General features: G+C 33.7%; 20 protein-coding genes. 14 read left to right on the top strand and 6 right to left on the bottom strand.

The window, feature by feature from the left end; all coding sequences use genetic code 11:
• The first annotated feature begins 78 nt into the window (after window positions 1-78).
• Entirely contained in the window at window positions 79-729 is a 651-nt protein-coding gene (locus FLV_RS08645; protein ID WP_243232944.1) for a DUF5661 family protein, read from the top strand.
• An 86-nt stretch (window positions 730-815) separates the two neighbouring features.
• Here FLV_RS08645 and FLV_RS08640 read toward each other — a convergent pair whose 3' ends face one another.
• Complete coding sequence (locus tag FLV_RS08640) at window positions 816-1,253, bottom strand: hypothetical protein (protein ID WP_243232942.1); 438 nt, start codon at window positions 1,251-1,253, stop codon at window positions 816-818.
• 108 nt (window positions 1,254-1,361) lie between these two features.
• Entirely contained in the window at window positions 1,362-1,688 is a 327-nt protein-coding gene (locus FLV_RS08635; protein WP_243232940.1) for a hypothetical protein, read from the bottom strand.
• A gap of 192 nt (window positions 1,689-1,880) precedes the next feature.
• Here FLV_RS08635 and FLV_RS08630 point away from each other — a divergent pair, with 192 nt between their 5' ends.
• The 8 genes from FLV_RS08630 to FLV_RS08595 all read left to right on the top strand — a co-directional run bounded on the left by FLV_RS08630 (window position 1,881) and on the right by FLV_RS08595 (window position 12,564).
• Window positions 1,881-2,453: a ferritin-like domain-containing protein gene (locus tag FLV_RS08630; RefSeq protein WP_243232938.1), complete on the top strand. Its 573-nt coding sequence runs from the start codon at window positions 1,881-1,883 to the stop codon at window positions 2,451-2,453.
• Window positions 2,454-3,116: 663 nt separating this feature from the next.
• Window positions 3,117-3,941, top strand: a complete 825-nt coding sequence (locus FLV_RS08625; protein WP_243232936.1) for a hypothetical protein — start codon at window positions 3,117-3,119, stop codon at window positions 3,939-3,941.
• Between the two features lie 248 nt (window positions 3,942-4,189).
• Window positions 4,190-5,413: a response regulator gene (locus tag FLV_RS08620; RefSeq protein WP_243232933.1), complete on the top strand. Its 1,224-nt coding sequence runs from the start codon at window positions 4,190-4,192 to the stop codon at window positions 5,411-5,413.
• 62 nt (window positions 5,414-5,475) lie between these two features.
• On the top strand, window positions 5,476-9,048 hold the full coding sequence (locus tag FLV_RS08615) for a response regulator (protein WP_243232931.1): 3,573 nt from the start codon (window positions 5,476-5,478) through the stop codon (window positions 9,046-9,048).
• A gap of 15 nt (window positions 9,049-9,063) precedes the next feature.
• Window positions 9,064-9,444, top strand: a complete 381-nt coding sequence (locus FLV_RS08610; RefSeq protein ID WP_243232929.1) for a response regulator — start codon at window positions 9,064-9,066, stop codon at window positions 9,442-9,444.
• Window positions 9,437-10,246, top strand: coding sequence for a CheR family methyltransferase (locus FLV_RS08605; RefSeq protein WP_243232927.1), 810 nt, complete (start codon window positions 9,437-9,439; stop codon window positions 10,244-10,246). Before FLV_RS08610 ends, FLV_RS08605 begins: the two co-directional genes overlap by 8 nt.
• The gene (locus tag FLV_RS08600; RefSeq protein ID WP_243232925.1) at window positions 10,228-10,812 is read left to right on the top strand and encodes a chemotaxis protein CheB; all 585 of its coding nucleotides are present in this window, start codon (window positions 10,228-10,230) and stop codon (window positions 10,810-10,812) included. The genes FLV_RS08605 and FLV_RS08600 overlap by 19 nt, the downstream gene beginning before the upstream one ends.
• Window positions 10,813-10,866: 54 nt before the next feature.
• On the top strand, window positions 10,867-12,564 hold the full coding sequence (locus FLV_RS08595) for a carbamoyltransferase (RefSeq protein WP_243232923.1): 1,698 nt from the start codon (window positions 10,867-10,869) through the stop codon (window positions 12,562-12,564).
• On the opposite strand, the gene FLV_RS08590 is transcribed toward FLV_RS08595, so the two are convergent.
• Genes FLV_RS08590 through FLV_RS08580 form a run of 3 tightly spaced genes read right to left on the bottom strand, consistent with a single transcriptional unit; the run spans window position 12,565 to window position 14,517 of the window.
• Complete coding sequence (locus FLV_RS08590; protein WP_243232921.1) at window positions 12,565-13,254, bottom strand: aspartyl/asparaginyl beta-hydroxylase domain-containing protein; 690 nt, start codon at window positions 13,252-13,254, stop codon at window positions 12,565-12,567.
• Window positions 13,255-13,257: 3 nt separating this feature from the next.
• Window positions 13,258-13,764 carry a hypothetical protein gene (locus FLV_RS08585; RefSeq protein WP_243232919.1) on the bottom strand — a complete coding sequence of 169 codons (507 nt, stop codon included), beginning with the start codon at window positions 13,762-13,764 and terminating at the stop codon, window positions 13,258-13,260.
• Between the two features lie 12 nt (window positions 13,765-13,776).
• A complete protein-coding gene (locus FLV_RS08580) occupies window positions 13,777-14,517 on the bottom strand; it encodes a diphthine--ammonia ligase (protein WP_243232917.1) in 741 nt (246 codons plus the stop codon).
• Between the two features lie 93 nt (window positions 14,518-14,610).
• Here FLV_RS08580 and FLV_RS08575 point away from each other — a divergent pair, with 93 nt between their 5' ends.
• From FLV_RS08575 to FLV_RS08565, 3 genes are all read left to right on the top strand, one after another.
• Window positions 14,611-16,671 (top strand): M1 family metallopeptidase, encoded by a 2,061-nt coding sequence (locus FLV_RS08575; RefSeq protein ID WP_243232916.1) that lies wholly within the window; start codon window positions 14,611-14,613, stop codon window positions 16,669-16,671.
• A gap of 113 nt (window positions 16,672-16,784) precedes the next feature.
• Entirely contained in the window at window positions 16,785-17,684 is a 900-nt protein-coding gene (locus FLV_RS08570; protein WP_243232915.1) for a patatin family protein, read from the top strand.
• Window positions 17,685-17,702: 18 nt separating this feature from the next.
• Window positions 17,703-18,140, top strand: a complete 438-nt coding sequence (locus FLV_RS08565) for an HAD family hydrolase (RefSeq protein ID WP_243232914.1) — start codon at window positions 17,703-17,705, stop codon at window positions 18,138-18,140.
• A 22-nt stretch (window positions 18,141-18,162) separates the two neighbouring features.
• Here FLV_RS08565 and FLV_RS08560 read toward each other — a convergent pair whose 3' ends face one another.
• A complete protein-coding gene (locus FLV_RS08560; RefSeq protein ID WP_243233444.1) occupies window positions 18,163-18,684 on the bottom strand; it encodes a hypothetical protein in 522 nt (173 codons plus the stop codon).
• Window positions 18,685-18,806: 122 nt separating this feature from the next.
• Between FLV_RS08560 and FLV_RS08555 the strand changes: the two genes are divergently transcribed.
• The gene (locus FLV_RS08555) at window positions 18,807-19,574 is read left to right on the top strand and encodes a sulfite exporter TauE/SafE family protein (RefSeq protein ID WP_243232913.1); all 768 of its coding nucleotides are present in this window, start codon (window positions 18,807-18,809) and stop codon (window positions 19,572-19,574) included.
• 299 nt (window positions 19,575-19,873) lie between these two features.
• Window positions 19,874-22,009 carry an InlB B-repeat-containing protein gene (locus FLV_RS08550; RefSeq protein WP_243232911.1) on the top strand — a complete coding sequence of 712 codons (2,136 nt, stop codon included), beginning with the start codon at window positions 19,874-19,876 and terminating at the stop codon, window positions 22,007-22,009.
• The last annotated feature ends 5 nt before the right edge of the window (window positions 22,010-22,014 follow it).

Here is a 22,014-nt window from a genome sequence, read left to right as displayed (position 1 = left end):
CTTCAGAAGGAATGTAAAAAACGGCACATTTATTTTGGTAAATGTGTCGTTTGTAATTTTATAATAAAACATAAAAACATGGGAACAAAAAGTGGCGTTTATCAGGATATTTACATTAAAAGAGAAGATAAAATGGTCGGCTTAAAAAATGATGTGACAGATTTTTGCGAAAAATACATAAAACCTGTTCATCCTGAAAACTGGGACTGGTCGGTTCGCGATTTTGAAAATCCGGATAATGATCCAACCATTGAAGAGGCAAGGGTAATTGGGAGACTGGTTTTTAAGGATTTGAGTGATGAAAAAGAAACCGACGTTGATCTTTCTACCATGAACAATGTCGAATCGATAAAAGCCTATTTGAATCCGAAGAGTAAACATGAAGCATTTAATATGGAAGAATTTGCTTTTGCCCTTAAAGTTGAATTGGAACATGGAAAAATTAAGGATGTCAATGTGACGAATAACCATCCTTTTTTAACGGCCATGATTGCACTTGCGCACATGACAGAAAGCCTTACTTATTATAAAAGATTAAAAGTGATGGAAACGGAAGGTGAAATTTATGAAATCATACGTAAAATTGAAAACTCAGACAGTTTTGAAAAAGACAAATTGTATAAAGAACTTATTAAAGCCCAGGAAGAACTCATAGAAGCAAGGGCAGGTCTTGCCAAACGTCTGAAAAAAATGGATGATATTCCGGTTTTGGAAAAAATTGGGGATTAACATATTGAAGTGATTTAGACTTTTTTCATAAAAAAACCGTTATATAAAAAATAACGGTTTTTTCTTTCAGTAATCCAGCAGAAAAGCTAGAATTTTCGGGGATCATTGTCAGGATAATTTTCTTCCTCATCTTCTTCCTGAATATCATCTTCTTTGTATTCTTCCTCATCTTCGTCCTGATCGATATCTTCTAAATCTTCTTCGGTTTCATCAAAGTCATCTGTTGGATTATCAAATTCGTCATTCAAAATTTTTTCATTTCCGTCAATGTCGATTTTGTCCAATTCGTCATCGTCATCAAGATCTCTGTCGGTATGAAAATCATCGTTTAGATCGTCCAGATCTTCTTCATCATTCGTGATTTTTTCATGATCAGGATTTGGTTTATTTGGATCGTAGCCGTTTCGAACCGTAAATCCTTGTTCGGCGATTTCTTTATTGGTTTGTTTCTGTTCACTATTTTGATACAGTTCCTCATTCATAAGGATATTTTTATCTGTAGTATTTTGATCTATAATGCTCATAATGGTAGTTTTTAGTGTTCTTAATTATAAAAATCTAGTTGTGGAGTATTGTAAAATAATTGCAAGGTTTTAAATGCAATTGTTTTATTTTAAGGTAGTTGTTTGTAATTAGTCATTTCGTTGCTGTAACTCATCATAATCTAAGTTATCATCATTTTGTATGTCTTCTTCTTTTTCAGTATTTTCAGGTTTATAAAAATTATCATCTTCCTGATGTTTTTTTACATATTCTTCTTCGCTAATTGTTTCCCCATCTTTCGGGATATTTTCATTTCGAAATATATTATCCCTTTTAAGAAGTTTATCAATTGCTTTTTCGATTAAGACAGCCGTATCCGGATCTAAAAAGCCTCCCTGAAATTTTTGTGCAAAGTATAGCTGTGCGTTTTCGTAATAGTTAAATCTTTTAGGAATGTTTGTTATATGAGTTTTCATGATGTTTATTTTTTAATGATTTGATATTACAAAGCTATTCATCATTAAAAAGAAACATCTTACAGGATTTACTAATCTCTTTTCATAATATACAGGTGCTCATTTTGAAACTTTGAGGTTGAATAGTGTAATTAAAGTGTTGATTAACAGGTTAATTTTGAAAAAAAAAATAATCACATAAAAAAAATAATCATGAAACCTGAAGATAGTAATAAAGAATCAGCTCAAAAAAATGAAATCAAAAAAGGAACAGCAAAACCAAAATCAGATGCGCCATCCGGTTTAACAGAATTGTTTGAAGACGGTCTTAAAGATATTTATTGGGCAGAAAAAGCATTGACCAAAGCGCTTCTGATAATGGCCAAAAACGCTACATCGGCTGATTTAATTGAAACATTAAATTCTCACTTAACCGAAACAGAAGAACATGTAATTCGTCTGGAAAAAGTTTTTGAGCTGATAGGCAAAAAAGCAACAGCAAAAAAATGTGATGCCATGGAAGGTTTAATACAAGAAGGAAAAGGAATTCTGGAAGAAACAGAAAAAGGAGTAGTGCGTGATGCCGGAATAATTGCGGCAAGTCAAAAAATAGAACATTACGAAATTGCTACTTACGGAACCCTGAGACAATTTGCAGAAACCTTAGGTTTAGCAGAGGCAGCAAGTATATTAGAATTAACGCTTGATGAGGAAAAAGGTGCTGATAAAAAACTTACAGAAGTTGCTGTAAACGCAGTAAATCCTGAAGCTGCAGAAGCACATTAATTTTTAAAAAATATTTAAGAAGACAGTTTATGCAGTGCTTTTAATTCAATCTATATAACGTAAAAAGAACTTTCTTAAATAATCATATAACAAACAAACATACATAATGTCATGTTTTAAAGTTAAATTAAATGATGTAGAATTGGTATTCAATTGTTATTTACAACATTGCTTCTTTTGATTTTACAACTTTCGACTTACGTGGATAGGTTTAGGATTTTTTTATTTTGCTGAAAAACAGCTGTTTCAAATATTGAATTTGGAGCAGCTGTTTTTGTTTTTTTTTAACCCGTTGGGTGAAATAGATTAAAAAGATTGATTTGATTATAAAAAGTATAAAAATTGAGAGTGAAACATCATTTATAACTTAAGTAATTGATCTCTTCCTGAGCGGAGTCGAAGGCTTTTGAACACGAAAGGGCTTGGACTAAGTTTATCCTGAGCGAAGACGAACGGACTCAGCCTGACACTCATTTTTAATTTCGCCCAACGAGTTTATTTTTGTAAAGTATTAATTATGAAAATAGTACTAAAAATTATATAACAGGATTCATTCATTCAATAACGAAATTTGAATTGTTCAAAAGTGATAATGATCGTTGATTTATGAAAGTTTAGAATTTTGAACGCTTTGAGTTTTTAATTATTTTAAACCGTTATCAGATGAAAAAACTTTACTTAAATACAGGGAGAATGAACACTATTTTTAATGATCTTAAAGATAGCCTGAACGGTACTTTGACGTTAGAGAACAATCAATATAATTTGACAGTCAAATCCAAAAATGCAAAGGGCGTTATTAGAGGTATAATGCTTAGTCAACAGATTTCTTACATGGAATTTGATATTGTTTTTCATAAAGATACCATGTTAAGTATGGAATCCGGAATCAATTCGCCTATTTGGTTTACTTACTGTTTTGAAGGAAATCTAAGGCATAGTTTTGGAATTAACGGAAAAATAAAAAAGGTGAAATCTGATCAAACCGGGATTGTGAGAAATACTTCTGCGATTAATAGTATTTTTTATTTTGAAGGATTTAAACACATTCGGTTTTCAATTTTAAGCTGCAATACATCCAATATAGAAAACACTGATTTATTTTCTGGTTTAGATAAAGTATTTCGCAATCAAAACGGAAATTACATCACTGTTGCAACGCAAAATTTTTTAATTGCCAAAAAGATAAAAGAATTTAAAGCAGTTCCACAAAAAGGAATGGTTAAAAATTTATTGAGAAAAAGAATTCTGGAAAGCATTCTGGAGATTGAACTGGAACAATACAGCTATGGATATTTAAAAGATATAAAACCAATCATTGCGCTGGCAAATAAACAAATAGAAGAGTTGAAAAGAGTTTCAAATCTAAGTATTTCAGCGATGTTTTCAGGAGTTAATTTGGTAAGCCGGAATTATTTGTCAAGAATGCTTAAGGAAAAATATCATCTGACATTCAGTAAATCATATAATCAGAAATTAGTTAGCTAACGGAGCCTCATATATTGAAAAAAACAGCTTTTTATGAAGCTGTTTTTTTATGACTCTTTTATTTTACACAGGCTCTTAAAGATTTTTGCAAAAAAATAATAATCTTACAGACTAAAAACATGGAAATTATGTAAGGAATTTTGTTTCTGCTAATAAGGGTTATTTGTTTTTTTTTGAATAGATTTGAGAGTTTATAATATTTTTAAAAAATAAAAATTTTAAACCATAACGCCTTAGTCCCAAAACACATGATATTAATTGTAGACGATATAAGGGCAAATACAATTGCCTTAAAAAAAACTTTAGAGCTGCATAATATTGATGTAGATACAGCAGAATCGGGAGAAGAGGCCTTAAAGAAAATTTTACAGACTAAATATTGCCTCATTATCATGGACGTCCAGATGCCCGGGCTGGATGGTTTTGAGGTGGTAAAAATTCTCTCAGGCAATAAAAAGACCAAAGATATTCCGGTTATTTTTCTCTCGGCACTTAATATTGACAAAAAATACATTTTTAAAGGTTACGAAACCGGAGCCGTAGAGTACATAACCAAGCCCGTTGATACTGATTTGCTTATTTTAAAAGTAAAAACTTTCCTCAAGATTTACGAACAGCAAAATCAATTGAAAGAAATGAAAGAGCTGCTCTCGAAAGAAGTTAAAATCAGAAAAGAAGCGCAGGATAATCTCGAAGCAAAAATAATAGAAAGGACAAAAGAATTACTCTCAAAAAACGAAGAACTGGAACTTAAGAATCATGAACTGCAGCAGTTTTCATGGGCAGTTTCGCATGATTTGAATGAACCCGTCAGAAAGATTCAGATTTTTATAAAAATCATCAAAGATCTTTATCTTGCCAAAGATGACAAGGCGGTTGATTATGTAAACCGAACAATTAAATCGGCAGAAAGAATGCAGACTTTAATTACGGATTTGCTTGCGTATTCAAGATTGTCATCAAAAGTACAGCCCGAAAAAACCGATTTGAATATTGTATTACAGGAAGTTATATCAGACTTTGATTATCTGGTTGAGCGTAAAAACGCCATAATAAAAACCAATGTTTTGCCAACTATTGACAGTATTCCGAGTCAGTTGCGACAGGTTTTTCAAAATTTGATCGGAAACGCACTTAAGTTTTCAAATAATACAGAAAATCCTTTAATTGAGATTACTTCAGAATTGATTGAAATCAAAGATTTCGATGGTAAACCTTCGCCAAATGGAAAGTATTGCCGGATTACAGTAAAAGATAACGGAATTGGTTTTGATGAAATTTACCTGGACAGGATTTTTATCATTTTTCAGAGCTTAAACGACCGACAAAGCTACGAAGGAACCGGAATCGGACTGGCTATTGCAAAAAAAATAATTGAAAAACATAATGGATTAATTACTGCGAAAAGTCAGGTAGGTAATGGAGCAAGTTTTATTATGATTTTACCATTAGAATATCAGGAAACAAAATAATTTATAAGATAATGAACATTAGTGAATTATATATGAAAGATAAAAAGAAATAGTACCAAAATATGAAACAAAATAACTTTAAAAGAAATTTATTAATCAGTTCATTAGTTTCGTTATTAATATTAATGATAAGCTCAACTGCTTCATTTTTAAGTATAAGAAGTCTGCTGAACAGTAACTATTGGGTAAACCACACTCAGGAGGTAATTTATAACCTGAATGAAGGTGTGTCCATAATAACGGATGCCCAAACGAGCATGCGTGGCTATTTAATAACCGGGAATGAACATTTTTTGGATCAGTATAATAATGCTGAAGAAAAATCGAATAATTTGTTTGATAAACTCGATGAATTAACGTCAGACAATCCCTCCCAGCAAAAAAACTTAAGAAAACTAAAATCGAGTACAGCTGTTTTTTATAAGTATTTAAATAATCAGGTAGTTAAAAAACGCCTTGGTAAGGAAACTGTCGCTTTTGATCTCAATAATGGGAAAAAAATGATGGATGAACTGAGAAGTTATTATAAGAAAATTGAAAGTTCGGAACAGTTACTTTTAAAAAACCGAAATGAAAACTCTGAACAATACGGTAATTACAGCTTCATTTTAATTATTGCAGCTTTTATAATCTCTTTTATCATAACCATTGTCTTCTTACTGCGTATTTTAAAAGATCATAATGAACGTTCATTTCTTCAGCAAGAATTAGAAAGAAAAGACAGAGAAACTGCCGAGAGAATTGATGCAATAAGTACTATTGCGGGTAATATTTCAAGAGGGAATTACGATATCAGGGTCGATGATACCAAATCGGATGCCTTGGGCAGTGTAGGAGAATCACTAAATAGTATGGGGGCTTCCCTAAAATCATCTTTTGATTTATTGTCTCAAAAAGAATGGCTGCAAACCGGAATCGCACAACTAAATAATGTGATGATTGGGGATAAAGAACTCGAAAAATTATCAAAAGATGTTATTGAATTTTTATGCCAATATACCAAAAGCAGCGCAGGGGTTATCTATGCAGTTAACGGAGACGAACTGTATGCAACTTCTGGTTACAGCTATCTTCCGAATAAAAACAGAGAGCATATTAAAATAGGTCAGGGATTAATTGGACAATGTGTCCTTTCCAGGAAAATGCTCGAATTGAAATCTTTTTCTGAAGATGATGTTCAGATTACTTATGCTTTAGGAGAAATAAAACCCAAACACATTATTGCAGTACCTTTGATTGATACTAAAACCGAAGGGGCTTTTGAAATAGCAAGTGTAAAGGAGTTTACTGAAATTGATTTAGAATTTTTGCAGGCTGTTTCTAATAATATTGCGATTGCCATAAAATCAACTCAGGACAAAAAACGCGTTTTGGAACTGCTGGAAGAAACCCAGTCACAATCAGAAGAGTTAAGAATTCAGCATAGCGAGCTCGAAGCAATGAATGCCGAGTTAGAAACTCAGACCGAAAAGCTTCAGGCATCAGAAGAAGAATTGAGAGTGCAGCAGGAAGAACTGGAACAAACCAATGAAGAACTCTCTGAACGCAGTGTTTTACTGGAAGAAAGAAATACTGAAATTCAGAAAAAGTCAGAAGCGCTGGAACTAACCACACGTTACAAATCGGAGTTTCTGGCGAATATGTCACACGAGCTAAGGACTCCTTTGAATTCTATCTTGTTGTTAAGCCGTCTATTGTCCGAGAACAATAACAAAAGCATGAATAACGAAGAAATTGAGTTTGCAAAAGTAATTCAGAGTTCAGGTAACAGTTTGTTGGGTTTAATTGACGAAATTCTCGATTTATCTAAAATTGAAGCCGGTAAAATGGAACTGGAGTTTTTAGATGTTTCAACCAAAGAAATCACAGATAATCTGTCTAATTTATTTTCGATAGTTGCAAAAGAGAAAAAAATAGACTTTGAAATTATTGATAAAGAAGCTCCGGTGGTCATGAAAACAGACAAAATGCGACTGGAGCAGATACTTAAAAATTTAATCTCCAATGCCATCAAATTTACCGAAAAAGGATCTGTAAGTGTAGAAATTAAGGTAAATGATGACGATGATAAAATAATCTGTTTTATTGTAAAAGATACCGGAATCGGAATTCCACTGGACAAGCAACCTTTAATTTTTGAAGCTTTTCAGCAAGCAGACGGCTCAACCAAAAGAAAATATGGCGGAACCGGTTTAGGCTTATCAATCAGCAGGGAACTGGCAAAATTGCTTAAAGGAGAAATTATTTTGCACAGTAAGGTAAACGAGGGAAGTACTTTTACATTATGCCTGCCCGTTTTTGGTTCGGAAATCAAAAAAGTGACAATCGAAAAAACACCTCCGATAGAAATTGATCCGGTTGAAACCGCTGAAAACGAAAATCAAAAAAAGAAATATATCAGCGAGATTATTCCCGATGAAATAGAAGATGACAGGAATTCAATTTCAGAAAATGATAAGGTAATTTTAATTGTAGAAGACGATATCAATTTTGCCAGATCATTGTTGACCTTCAGCAGGAAAAACGGTTATAAAGGAATTGTAGCTGTACGGGGCGATTATGCATTGAATTTTGCTTTGATGTATAAGCCAATTGGTATTTTGCTGGATATTGAACTTCCGGTAAAAAGCGGCTGGGAAATTTTGGAAGAGCTTAAAAATAACTCACAGACCAAACATATTCCGGTGCATATTATGTCATCGCATAAACTAAAACAGGAAAGTTTATTAAAAGGAGCTGTTGACTTTCTGGATAAACCGGTTGCATTTGAAAAAATTCCCGAAGTTTTTATGCGAATAGAACACATCATCAGCAAAGAAGCCCAAAAAGTGTTGATTATTGAGGATAATCCTAAACACGCAAAGGCATTAGCTTATTTTTTAGAAACGTACAATATCAATTCCGAAATAAAAAGCGAAGTTGCAGAAGGGCTAAAGGCACTGAATAAAAGCGAAGTTGATTGTGTAATTTTAGACATGGGAGTACCGGACAAGCAATCGTATGAAATTTTGGATGGGATCAGAAAAAATCCGGGACTTGAAAACCTTCCTGTAATTGTGTTTACCGGAAAAAGTTTATCTATTAAAGAAGAAGTAAAAATAAAAAAATATGCCGATTCGATAATCGTTAAAACGGCACATTCGTATCAGAGAATGCTCGATGAGGTATCACTTTTCCTGCATTTGGTCGAAGAAAACAAAGGACCGGAAGGAAAAAAAGAGAATTACAAAAAACTGAATTTACTCAATAATATTTTACTGGATAAAACAGTTTTAATTGTAGACGATGATGTTCGTAATATTTATTCGCTGACAAAAGCTCTTGAAGTATTTAAAATGAATGTCATTACGGCATTTGATGGTAAAGAAGCGATTAAAATGCTTGAAGAAAATCCAAATACAGATATTGTTTTACTGGATATGATGATGCCCAATATGGACGGTTATGAAACGGCAGAAAAAATACGAAGCAATCCAAAATTCCTTACTTTGCCTTTGATTGCGGTAACGGCAAAAGCCATGACCGGAGATCGTGAAAAATGCATTAAAGCGGGAGCCTCAGATTATATCACAAAACCGGTTGATATTGATCAGCTACTTTCTCTATTACGTGTGTGGCTATATGATAAAGTTTAATTAACAAAACAAAAAATGGATAAAAAACGACTTTTGATTATAGATGACGATTCCAGAAATATTTTTGCTTTGGAAAACACAATGCGTGCCAAATTGTTCGATTGTGTCTCATGTTTAAGTGCCAAAGAAGCCTTGAAAATATTAAATGATGATGCAAATATAGATGCGGTTTTGATTGATATGATGATGCCTGAAATGGATGGTTATGAGGCCATTCCTTTAATAAAAAAAATACCTTCGCATGAATCAACTTTTATTATAGCAGTAACGGCTCAGGCAATGTCAGGAGATAAAGAAAAATGTTTGAAGGCAGGTGCAGATGATTATATTTCTAAACCGGTTGATGTAGATAAATTACTTTTATTGTTGGGCAAAATAGGAAATGGTTATGATTGAAGATATTGAATTGGAATCCCTAATCAATGAAGTATATGAATATTACGGTTTTGATTTTGGCAGTTATTCCAGGGCATCCCTAAAAAGACGTGTAAACAGAATCTATGAGTTGGACGGGTTTACCCATTTTGAAGAGTTTTTGTCAAAAGTAAGATCTGATTCGGAGTATTATAAACACATGGTTGATGAAATTACGGTAAATGTTACCGAAATGTTTCGGGATCCTTCTTTTTATACTGTAATCCGAAATCAGATTCTCCCGTTACTGGGCTCCAAACCTTTTATTCGTTTGTGGCATGCAGGCTGTTCTACAGGTGAGGAAGTTTATTCGGTAGCCATTTTATTAAAAGAAGCCGGATTACTGCACAAATCCCTGATTTATGCTACCGATATAAATGCAAAAGTTTTGGAAACTGCCAAAAAAGGGATTTTTCCATTGCGAATGATGAAAGAGTATTCAGAAAATTACAGAGATTCAGGCGGTAAAGAAGATTTTTCGAATTATTATACAGCCAATTATGGAATTGCAAAATTTAACGAAGAACTATCTCAAAAAATGGTTTTTTCACAACATAATTTAGTTTCAGATACCTCATTTAATGAATTTGATTTGATTTTTTGCCGAAATGTCTTAATCTATTTTGATAATGATTTGCAAAAAAGAGCAATCAATTTATTTGATGAAAGCCTTTCGATGTTAGGTTTTTTGGCTTTGGGGACAAAAGAAACCATAAAGTATTCTATATCACAAAGCAAATACAAACAAGTGGAGAAAGAAAAAATATGGAGAAAGATCAAATAAATCCAGATTTTAAGGTCCTAATTATTGGCGGTTCTGCGGGAAGTTTAAATGCATTAATGCAAATTCTGCCCCAATTGCCGGTAATTAAAACTTTGGCTGTCGTAATTGTACTGCACCGAAAAAGCACGGATGATCAGACTTTAGAAGAACTTATAAAATTAAAGGTACGCAGCAATGTAAAACCGGTAGAAGATAAAGTTCCTTTGTTACCCGGATTCATTTATATAGCGCCCTCTAACTATCATTTGTTATTTGAAAAAAATAATGTTTTATCACTGGATACTTCCGAAAAAGTAAATTACAGCAGGCCAAGTATTGATGTTTCTTTCGAATCAGCCGCTGAGGTTTACAAAGGTAAATTAGCTGGAATCTTACTGTCAGGTTCAAATGCAGACGGTACAGCAGGATTAAAAGCAATTAAAAATGAAGGTGGAACTATAATTGTTCAGGACCCAAATTCTGCCGAAATGCCTTTTATGCCCAATCATGCTATTCAAAATACAACACCTGATTATGTTTTAAATATTCAGGAAATTCTTCAGTATATTCTTTCGATTGATAAGTAAGTTTAACTATTTTAGTAGTTTAGAAAAAGTAAACTACAAAAAAATATTGACTTAATGAATTCACCTGTTTATGTTTTGGGTACCGGACTTTCGCACAACGGATCTGCAGTTTTATTAAAAGATGGACGTGTTTGTGTGGGTATCGAAAAAGAGCGGTTAACCCGGATTAAACATGATGGAGGAAATGATAATCTGGCAATTCAGTATTGTCTGGATGCTGAAGGAATTCGGTTAAAGGATATTTCTCTAGTAGTACAATGCGCAAATTTCGATATTCCGGATCGCAATCAATACAAAGGGAAAAGACTTTTTGCAGAAGTACCGGATTTGAAAATTATTGATATTTCGCATCATTTGGCACATGCCTACAGCGCCGTTGGAACCTGCTCATTTTCAGAATGTGCAGTAATGGTGATTGATGGATGTGGAAGCCCGCTCGATCAGTTTCTCAAATTACACCCCGAACAGAAACAATATGTAAGTCCGGAAACCCTGAATGAAGTTCAGATGGTTTGCGAAAAAGACAGTTTTTATCATTTTGACGGGCAAAAATTAACTCCTTTGATTAAGAATTTCAGTAAAATGGCCGAAAAATCAGGCAGTTTATTTTCGCTTCCTACTACACAGCATTCTATCGGAGGATTTTATGCTTCCGTAAGCCATTATGTTTTTGGAGATATGGATGATGTGGGCAAATTAATGGGGCTTGCACCATTTGGAAAATCAGGTGTTTATGATTTTGAAGCATTCGAATTTAAATCAGGTAATTTGTTTGTAAATGAACACTGGAAAAACCAATTTACGAATCCGTCAAAAGGATATGAATATTTCAAAAATAACTTTGATTATTACGCCAATGTAGCCAAATGGGCTCAGGAACAGGTTGAAAAAACAGTTTTAAAATGTATTCAAAACCGATTAGAAAAATTTCCTCATAAAAATTTGTGTTATTCAGGCGGGGTAGCGCTCAATGCTGTGGCAAATGCCAAACTGCAGGACAGCAAAATAGTCGAAAATATTTATTTTGAACCCGCTGCCGCAGATAATGGACTGGCACTTGGCTGTGCATTTTATGGCTGGCTGGAATATTTAAACAAGGCAAAAGTGCCCCATGACGGAAGTACCTGTTTTGGCAAAACATATACCAATGCCGAAATTGAAGAAGCATTGGATAAAGAAGAGTATAAGAAATACAGTCTTAAAAAGGTATCGGATGAAAATGATCTGGCAGATTATTGCGCAGAAAAATTAAATCAGGGAAAAACGATTGCCTGGTTTCAGTCGGGATCAGAATTTGGTCCTCGTTCCTTGGGACGAAGAAGTATTTTGGCACATCCCGGAATTGAGGGCATGAAAGACCATATTAATCTGGATATAAAATTCAGAGAAGATTTTCGCCCTTTTGCACCGGCAGTTTTAAAGGAAAAAGTGAATGACTATTTTTTGTATGGAAGAAATAGTCCGTACATGATTTTGGTAGATAAAACAAGACAGGAACATCTTGAAAAGCTTAAAAACGTTACGCATCAGGATGGTTCTGCACGTGTTCAGACAGTTGAAGAAAGCTGGAACCCAAAGTTTGCGAAATTACTTAGTGCATTTTATAAGCAAAGCGGGATACCCGTTTTACTTAATACAAGCCTCAATAAAAAAGGAATGCCAATTGTTGAAACTCCTGAAGAGGCGCTTTATTTATTCGAAATTACAGCTTTGGATATTTTGGTTATGGAAAACTATGTAATTGAAAAGTAGTTACTTCAGATCTTTTAAAATCGCATCTAAATTTGGCGGGTTCATGCGTTTCAGTTCAGCAATTATAAGTTGTTTTTCTTTTTCGGAAGCTTCTGTAGCGGGGCGTACAAATTCATTTTGACTGGCTTCTTTATAAAATAAATCATCCGTCCAGTCATTTCGAAGTCCGTCAACAACCAGATGGATTCTGTCCTCGGTTCCTCGATTGGCTACAGAATGAGTAAAATTGGCATCAATATACCAGCATTCGCCTTCGTTCATGATCAAACGTCTTCCATCTAAAATAAATTCAACTTCGCTATTTGTAATGATCGGAATATGCAATCTGAAACAGCCGTCTTCGTATCCCAGACAATTATCGGTATGCGGTTTTATTTCGGCACCAACATCTAATTTCAATAAACGGGCAGCTGTTTTTTCAAATAAAAAGCTGTTCAGAATTTCCTGAAAATAAGTGCATGAATCCATTATTTCGGTAGAAACTAGTTTTTCATCACCTTTTGGCTGTGCAAAAATAGAATCTGACTTTCCATTTTGTGACATTAGGGCAATAGAAGTCCATTTTCCGGTATAATCATTTGTGTTGTAATGATTGGTCCAGTTTTTATTGATGATTTTACGAACGTCATTTTTGAGCTTTTCAGGATCAAAAAACATCGGAAACTTTATTGAGCGTACTAATTTATCCATAATTTAATCTCTTAGCCATTTTAGCATTTTTGGAAAAGCTTCTTTGCCTTCTTTTACCGCATTTACTTTTCCTAAGGTAAGCCCTGCCCACTCAAGGAAAGGCAATCCGATATAATTTTCATTGGTAAAATTAGAAATCAGCCATTCCGATTCATTTTTATATCCGTTGGGATGGAAGACAAATTCAACAGGTAATTCTAAGTATTTTGCTGCTGCAAAAGACCATAAAATAGCGCCCATTTCTTCGCCCTGAGAAGGCCAGTCAGTAGCCATTTCATCTGTACCTGCAATCTTTCTTTCGGCTGAAGTTGTTACAGCCAGATGCCCGGCTTCATGAAGAATATCTCCGGGATATAATAATTTTTCAAAATCAATATAAAGACAGTTTGGTCCCAGGCTCAATCCCGGCAGGAATGAGGTTTCCAGTTGTTTTTCGACAACATCAATTCCGATTTCGTTTAAAAACGACAGAACTTTTTCTAATTCAGCAGTTTGATTTTTTACGGTCATGGTCAAATAAAATTATTTCGGAATCAAATCAGTGTACCAGAATCCATAATCAAAAGCATCTGATGCGTTAGTATCACAGGCGGTATTGCCGGATTCGGTTTTTGGTTTTTCATATTTGCGATATACGGTTTCACCAATTTTAAAATTAACAGGTTCGGAGAAAATAGGCCCATCAAATGTAAAAGTATGAAATTCGCCGTTCTCCCCGCAGACATCCACATTTTCAGGTAAATCGTTAATAAAATCCTGATCGATAATTCTGCCAACGAAACTGTTGTCCAAATAACGTTCATTTACACAAACCACAATTGTTTTAAATCCTAAACGAATGAATTCCTGAATCAAATCATGCGTAGGGGTTTTCCAGATTGGGAAAACAGCTTCAAAACCTATTTCTGCTAATTTATCTTCACGATATTTGCGTAAATCTTCCAAAAAAATATCTCCAAAAACGGAATGTGTGATGCCTTCTTTTTTCAATTCAGATAATGTTTCATTCAAGACATTTTCATACACTTCCATGGTTGGCATTTCCGGAATATGCATTATTTTAAGAGGCAAACTAAGGCTTTTAGCCTGAGCTTCGAGTAATTCTACGCGTACACCGTGCATTGAAATTCGCTGATATTGCTGGTTAACACTGGTCAGTAAACATTCAATTTTATAATCTGGATTCTGAAGGATTTTATATAAAGCCAGAGCAGAATCTTTTCCGCTGCTCCAGTTAAATAAGGCTTTTTTAGGTGTTGACACGTTTTCAAAATTTTCTAATGTAAACTTACAAATTTCATTCGATTTGTTGATGAAACCTTTGTAACTTTGGATTTTGCCTTCAAATTTATTTCAATGAAATACGTCTTATTATTTTTCACCACTTTCGTTTTTGCGCAACAAACCCAATTTGTCGATTTTAAATCGGTTTCAGGTCAATTAAAACTGAATCCAAATGAAAAATTGGTTTCCGGTTCGGTTGAATTTCAGTTTGAGGTTTTAAAATCGCTTGACACCCTGAAGATTGATGCTAAAAATATGGAATTTCATCAGGTTAAAATCAATCAAAAAGAAGCCATTTTTATTAATACAGGAAAACAATTGCAAATCGTTGATCATTTTCAGAAAGGTGAAAATCAATTAACTTTTGAATATGCAGTAAAACCAAAACAGGCTTTGTATTTTGTAGATATCGAGAACGCTGAGGTACAAATTTGGACGCAGGGGCAGGGAAGATATACGAGTAACTGGTTTCCGAGTTTTGATGATGTGAATGAAAAACTGATTTTTAATTTAGGTATTACGTACGACAAAAATTATCAGGTTGTTTCAAACGGAATTTTAAAAGAAAAGGTAGAAGAAAACAATCAGCTTCACTGGCAATATCAGATGGGAAAACCAATGAGTTCTTATTTATTGATGCTTGCGATTGGAAAATTTGAAAGAAAAGAATTCAAATCAAAATCTAAAATTCCGTTAGAATATTATCTGGAGTCTAAAGATGCAGATCGTTTTGAACCAACTTACCGTTATTCAAAACGTATTTTTGATTTTTTAGAGAAAGAAATAGGTGTGAAATATCCATGGAAAATCAACAGACAAATTCCGGTTCGGGATTTTTTGTATGCCGGAATGGAGAACACTACCACAACGCTTTTTGCAACACGTTATGTGGTAGATTCGATTGGTTTTGAAGACCGTAATTATACCAATGTGGATGCACACGAATTAGCACATCACTGGTTTGGAGATTTAATTACAGCTGAAAGCAGTACCCATCACTGGCTTCAGGAAGGTTTTGCAACGTATTATGCTTTATTGGCCGAAAAAGAAATTTATGGCGAAGATTATTTTTATTCAAAATTATACGATACGGCACAACAACTTAAATTTGCTTCCAGAACTGATTCGATTCCGGTTTTGAATGCCAAAGCCAGTTCACTGACTTTTTACGAAAAAGGAGCCTGGACATTATTTGTTTTGCATGAATCTATTGGTGATAAGGCGTTTAAAAAGGCCATAAAAAGCTATTTAAAAAAATATGCCTATAAAACGGTCAATACACAGGATTTCTTTAACGAAATTAAAAAAGTATCTGATTTTGATTTGGATAAGTTTCAGAAAACATGGTTGGAAACCACAGCTTTTGATACACCGACAGCTAATGCTCTGTTGAGTAAAAACAAAACGATTCAGCAGCGACTTGAAATTGATAAACTGAAAAAAACACCTTTGGCAGAAAAAGAGGATTACTTTTTGAAAATTTTAAATTCCGATGTGTATCAGTCTGTAAAAGTATCAATTATAGATCAAATTGAATCTGAAAAATACGAGTCTAAAAAAAGACTTTTAACAGCTGCCTTGCAAACAAATAATGTTAAAGTCCGTAAGGCCGTGGCCGAAAATTCATCAAAAATTCCGGAAGATTTTAGAACACAATACGAAACATTATTAGATGATAAGTCTTATCAGACACAGGAAATTGCCCTATATTTTTTGTGGAAAGATTTCCCTGAACACAGAGCTGAATATCTTGATAAAACAAAAACATGGATTGGTTTCAACGACTACAATCTCCGTACCTTATGGCTTTCGTTGGCGTTGTCCACACCAAATTACAGCAATGATCCTGAAACTTTAATTTCAGAATTAATTGCTTTTTCTTCAACGAAATATGAAGCTACAACCAGGCAAAATGCGTTAGAAAAACTAATTGCATTTAAAATTATTAACGATCAGGTTTTGAGTAATTTAGTGAATGCTACAACCCATCACATGTGGCAGTTTTCGAAATTTGGTAGAGAAACCATTCGATTGTTGTTAAAAAAATCTGAAATGCGTGCTTCGTTTGAAAGAATTTTGCCTAATTTGACCCCCGATGAACAATTTCAGTTGAATCGTTTGTTGAAAGAGTAAATAGTAATGAAGCATAGATATATAGAAGAAAGAATCCAGATAAAAGAATAGAAAAGTCTTTATTCTTTATTCTATTTTCTTTCTTCTAAAACAACAAAACCTACAATTAATTTATGAGAGCATTGGTTATTTCCGGTGGCGGTAGTAAAGGCGCATTTGCCGGCGGTGTTGCACAATATTTATTAGAAGTAAAAAAATATCAATACGATTTATTTCTGGGAACTTCAACCGGAAGTTTATTGATTCCGCATCTGGCACTCGGAAATATTGATCAAATTCATTCGATTTACACCAATGTCAATATGGCTAAAATTTTTAATATTTGTCCATTTGTGGTCAAAGTTAAAGATGGCGTAGATATTGTGACCATTAATCACTTTAATGTAATTCGGCAGTTTTTTAAAGGAAAAAGAACGTTTGGAGAAAGTAAAGGCTTGCAGAAATATATTAAAAAGAATTTTTCTTTATCTGATTTCAATCAGTTAAAGAAATTAAATAAGGATGTTGTAATCACAGTAACCAATTTTACAAAAAACGAAGCCGAATATAAATCGATAAAAGAGTGTACTTACGAAGAATTTTGTGACTGGTCCTGGATTTCGAGTAATTATGTGCCTTTTATGAGTCTTGTTGAAAAAAACAATTGCGAATATGGAGATGGCGGGTTTTCAAGTCTGGTTCCTATTCGTGAAGCAATCAACCGCGGAGCTACAGAAATTGACGTAATCGTTCTGGAAACAGAAGTCAATATGGAAAAAAATGTTATCGGGAAAAATCCTTTTTCTTTGATGATTGATTTATTCAGAATTGCTTTGGATCAGGTTGAAAAACACGATATTGCTATAGGAAAACTAATAGCAAGTAATAAGAATGTGAAACTTAATTTATATTATACTCCGACAAAACTAACCAATAATGCCTTGATTTTTAATAAAGAAGTTATGAAAACATGGTGGGAGCAGGGATATGAATACGCTCAGAATAAGTCTGAAATTATGAGTGATAATAGGTAGTTTGTAAAACCTCTATATATGATAATCTCTTTTGATCTGGACGATACTTTAATTGCAAAAAATAAATTTAGACTAGAAAAGATAAATTTATTTCAGCAATTTTTTGGAATCGAAAGTTTAAGAGAAGGAACAATAGATTTATTTAAAGAAATAAAAAAGCGTAATTATAAAATATATATTTACACTACTTCCCATAGAAGTGAAACAAGAATTAAATGGACGTTCTATTCTTATGGAATTCCTGTCGATTTTGTCATAAACCAACAGAAACATCAAAAGGAAATTAAAAAGCATAATATTAATTGCTCAAAATTCCCTCCGATGTACAATATTGATATTCATATTGATGACTCAGTTGGTGTTGAAATGGAAGGAGAAAAATATGGATTTAAAACCATAATAATTTCTGAAAAGAATCAAAATTGGGTGCAGGTTGTCCTGAATAGTCTTAAATAAGAATTGGTAAAAGATTCATTATTTACCAAAGCTCCGCCACCTCATTTTTAATAAATCCCAAAGCCGCATTGCTAGGCGATTGTTTTTCTAATAAATCATTCAAAATTACTTCACGCAATTTATCAGCGCTGTCAACTCTATCACTCATGACTGCTTTACGAATCATTTGGATAGTCGAGTTTTTGGCAGTTGTGATAATTGTCCAGCATTCGTCAGACATGTAAATTTGCTGTGTCAGATTGTGCTCGAATTCCTGTTCGATCTGGTCAATGATGAAATTTTCATAATCGTGTTTTAGTTGTGAAATTGGTGCAACACGAATCAATAATTTAGTCAGGTTGATACGCTCTAAAAATAAAGTCATGCGCTCATATGCCTGTAAACGTATTGGCAAAGATTGTTTTTGGTATTCTCTGTTTAGTAAAAAAGCACGTTTTTTATCATTGTTTTTAATATGCAGTTCAAAAAAACTGTAAGCCACAAATCCGGTAACAATGGCTGGTAAAGTATAACTTGCTAATTCTATAATTCGGGTAAAATCCATTTCAATATTTTTTAGCAAAAATATACTTTTTGAGGAGAAATCCACTTTAAATTTTACTAATAAACAAAATGGAAGGCGTACTTTTGCAGCTTGTTTTTTTGAACAGCTCAAAATCAATTTTAATGGATTCTTATATTATATTTTTACTTTGTCTTGCTGCTTTTGCCGCAGGATTTATTGATGCAATTGTAGGCGGAGGCGGACTGATTCAAACCCCAATGGGATTGATTTTATTACCCAATCTGCCTGTTTCTACTGTTGTTGGAACTTTAAAAATCCCGGCTTTTAGCGGAACTGCTTTTGCGGCTTTTCAATATCTGAAAAATGTAATAATACAGTGGCGATTGTTATTAATTATGATGTGTCTTGCGGTTCCTTCTGCATTTTTAGGTTCAACAATTTTAACTCTTGTAAGCAACGATTTTATGAAACCGCTTTTGCTGATTGTTCTGTCCTTATTGTTTGTGTACACGTATGCAAAGAAAAACTTCGGACAGCATGTTGCTAAAGATCATTCTCCAACAGTTCAGATTATGTATGCTGTTGTAATTAGTGTTATTATCGGTTTTTATGACGGATTCATTGGTCCGGGAACAGGCAGTTTTTTCGTGGTTGCTTTTATAGCTTTATTGGGTTTTGACTTTTTGCATGCTTCTGCTAATGCCAAAATGGTAAATCTGGCGACCAATTTTGGTTCGATTTGTTTGTTTATGATAAAAGGAAAAATCATCTGGAGCATTGCCATTCCAATGGCTGTCAGCAATGGAATAGGGGGATGGCTTGGTGCAAAGCTTGCTATCAACAAAGGAAATGGCTTTATCAGGATTTTCTTTTTAGTTGTGGTAATTGGAACCCTTATCCGATTTGCTTATGACGTTTTCTATAAATAATCTTTTGATTTTTTTTATTAACTCCCTTGTTTTGTTATCGATTACATTGGTTAGTGTAAAAGTGTCTATTTTACACTAATTATGAATAATGAATTTATGTATAGTGTAGTTTTTACATGTAAATATTTGTTTTTTGTGATTTTTTTAACGTTTAACTTGTTTATTGATAATAAAATTATATATTTGTGTAATCGATTACATTTTTGTATTGACATATTTTTACTTCAGGAAAGCTTTTTGAAGTGAAATAATTTTGAGAAAAATTAAAATTACATCTATTACTATAAGAGGTTATTAATATGAAGAAAGAGTTAACTTATCTGTTTTTTATAATTTTGCTTCTTCCTCTTTGGATAAATGCTCAGATTTATGTTTCACCGGCAGGAAAAGAAACCAATTCCGGTGCTATTGATACTCCTACAACGATACAAAATGCAATTAAAATTGTAACTCCAGGACAAACTATTTTTATGCGTGGAGGTATTTATTCAATAGCTTCAACCATTTTTATTACACGGGAAAATAGCGGTATAGCAGGAAAACTAAAAAGAATAGAAGCTTACGCTGATGAAACTCCAATTCTTGATTTTTCGTCACAAAGGGAAATCAATGAAAACAAAGGCATTGTTCTGGATGGGTTTTATTGGTATTTCAAAGGAATTACAATTAGAAAAGCCGGAGACAACGGTATACTCCTTTCAGGTAATAGTAACACTATTGATAATTGTATTTTCGAAAAAAACAGAGACAGCGGATTGCAGATTAGCCGATATTATGCTGCTTACAACTCAATTAGCCAATGGCCTTCGAATAATTTGATTCTGAATTGTGAATCTTTTGACAATAAAGATTCATTGGCAGAAAACGCAGATGGTTTTGCAGCAAAACTGACTTGTGGGCAGGGAAATATTTTCCGTGGTTGTATTTCTCACAATAACAGTGATGATGGATGGGATTTGTATACCAAAAAGAAAACAGGACCTATTGGAGCAATTTTATTTGAAAATTGTGTGGCATACAATAATGGAACTTTAACAAATGGAAGCACAACAGTAACGGGCGATAAAAATGGTTTTAAATTAGGAGGCGAAGGAATTCCTGTCAATCATATTCTGCGTCGTTGTATCGCTTTTGGAAATGGCCAGCATGGTTTTACGGACAATAATAATTTAGGAGCCATTGAGATGACCAATAACACCTCTTACAATAACAAAAGTAACGGTTTTGGTTTTCGTGAAGGAGGAAAGCATCAATTTAGGAATAATATCTCATACAAATCATTTAAGGATAAAAACTTCGGGAAAGATGTCGAAAATTCAAATGTCTGGTGGATAAAAGGAAGTACAAATGGTAGAACACCTGCGCTTGTAATCAGTGATGATGATTTTGTTTCTTTAACGGTACCTGCTGTTCTTAAAAATGAAGACGGAAGCCCAAATTTAGGCGATTTTTTAGCATTGAAATCCAATAGTGATTTTATAGATGCGGGTGTACAGACTACCGGAATTGAATTTAACGGAACAGCTCCGGATTTAGGCGCCAGAGAATTGGGATCTCAGCAAAAAACTGATTTTGTGTTAAAAGCGATAGCAAAACCAATTGCAGGAGGAAGTGTAAGCGTTAGTCCGGTTAAAGCAACTTATGATGCTGGTGATGTTATAACCTTAACTGTAATACCATCTCCAGATTATATATTTAAATCATGGAGTAATGGAGAGACAACTGCCACGACAATTGTAAAAATGGATGCCAATAAAACCATTTCAGCTACTTTTAAAAGTACGTTACCAGCCGCTTATGTTTTGACAACTTTAGCGAATCCAATTGAAGGAGGTGAAATTATTGTAAATCCAAATAAAGCCACTTATTCAGAAGGGGAAATAGTGACCCTTACTGCTGTTCCTTCAAAAGGGAATGAACTAAAATCATGGAATTCAGGAGAAAGTACAGATGTTGTAACAATTGCAATGACTGCCGATACAGGAGTTACAGCAACTTTTGGAGAAAAACTTATAGGTAAACATACTTTGCGAATTGAAGAAGCTGCCCCGGGATTTTGTACTTATGACGGAGTTATTGTAATTAATTCAAGTGCTGACAATAAAAAAGTAACCAATATTACAGATGCTTCAGGCAGTGGAATAAATTATACGGTGAAAGTGCCGGTATCAGGACTTTATACAGTGTTATTTCGATATGTACACAGAGGAAAAACTACATCAGCAAAAGTAAAAATAAACGCAGCAGATACGATTGAGGTATCATTTCCGGTAACATCCAGTACAACTAAATTTGCCACTACTGAATCATCTACTGTCAGATTGAATAAGGGTGTAAATACAATTCGATTAGAGACCATTGATGCTTTACCATTTGCAAATATTGACTGGGTTGAAATTACCGGAGAAGCCCCAGTGGCAGATTCTTGTCCATAAATACA

This window comes from Flavobacterium pectinovorum (assembly GCF_022802975.1).
Classification (GTDB): Bacteria; Bacteroidota; Bacteroidia; order Flavobacteriales; family Flavobacteriaceae; genus Flavobacterium; species Flavobacterium pectinovorum_B.
The sequence above is the reverse complement of the archived record's forward strand: the minus strand, read 5'-3'. Positions and strand labels throughout refer to the sequence as shown.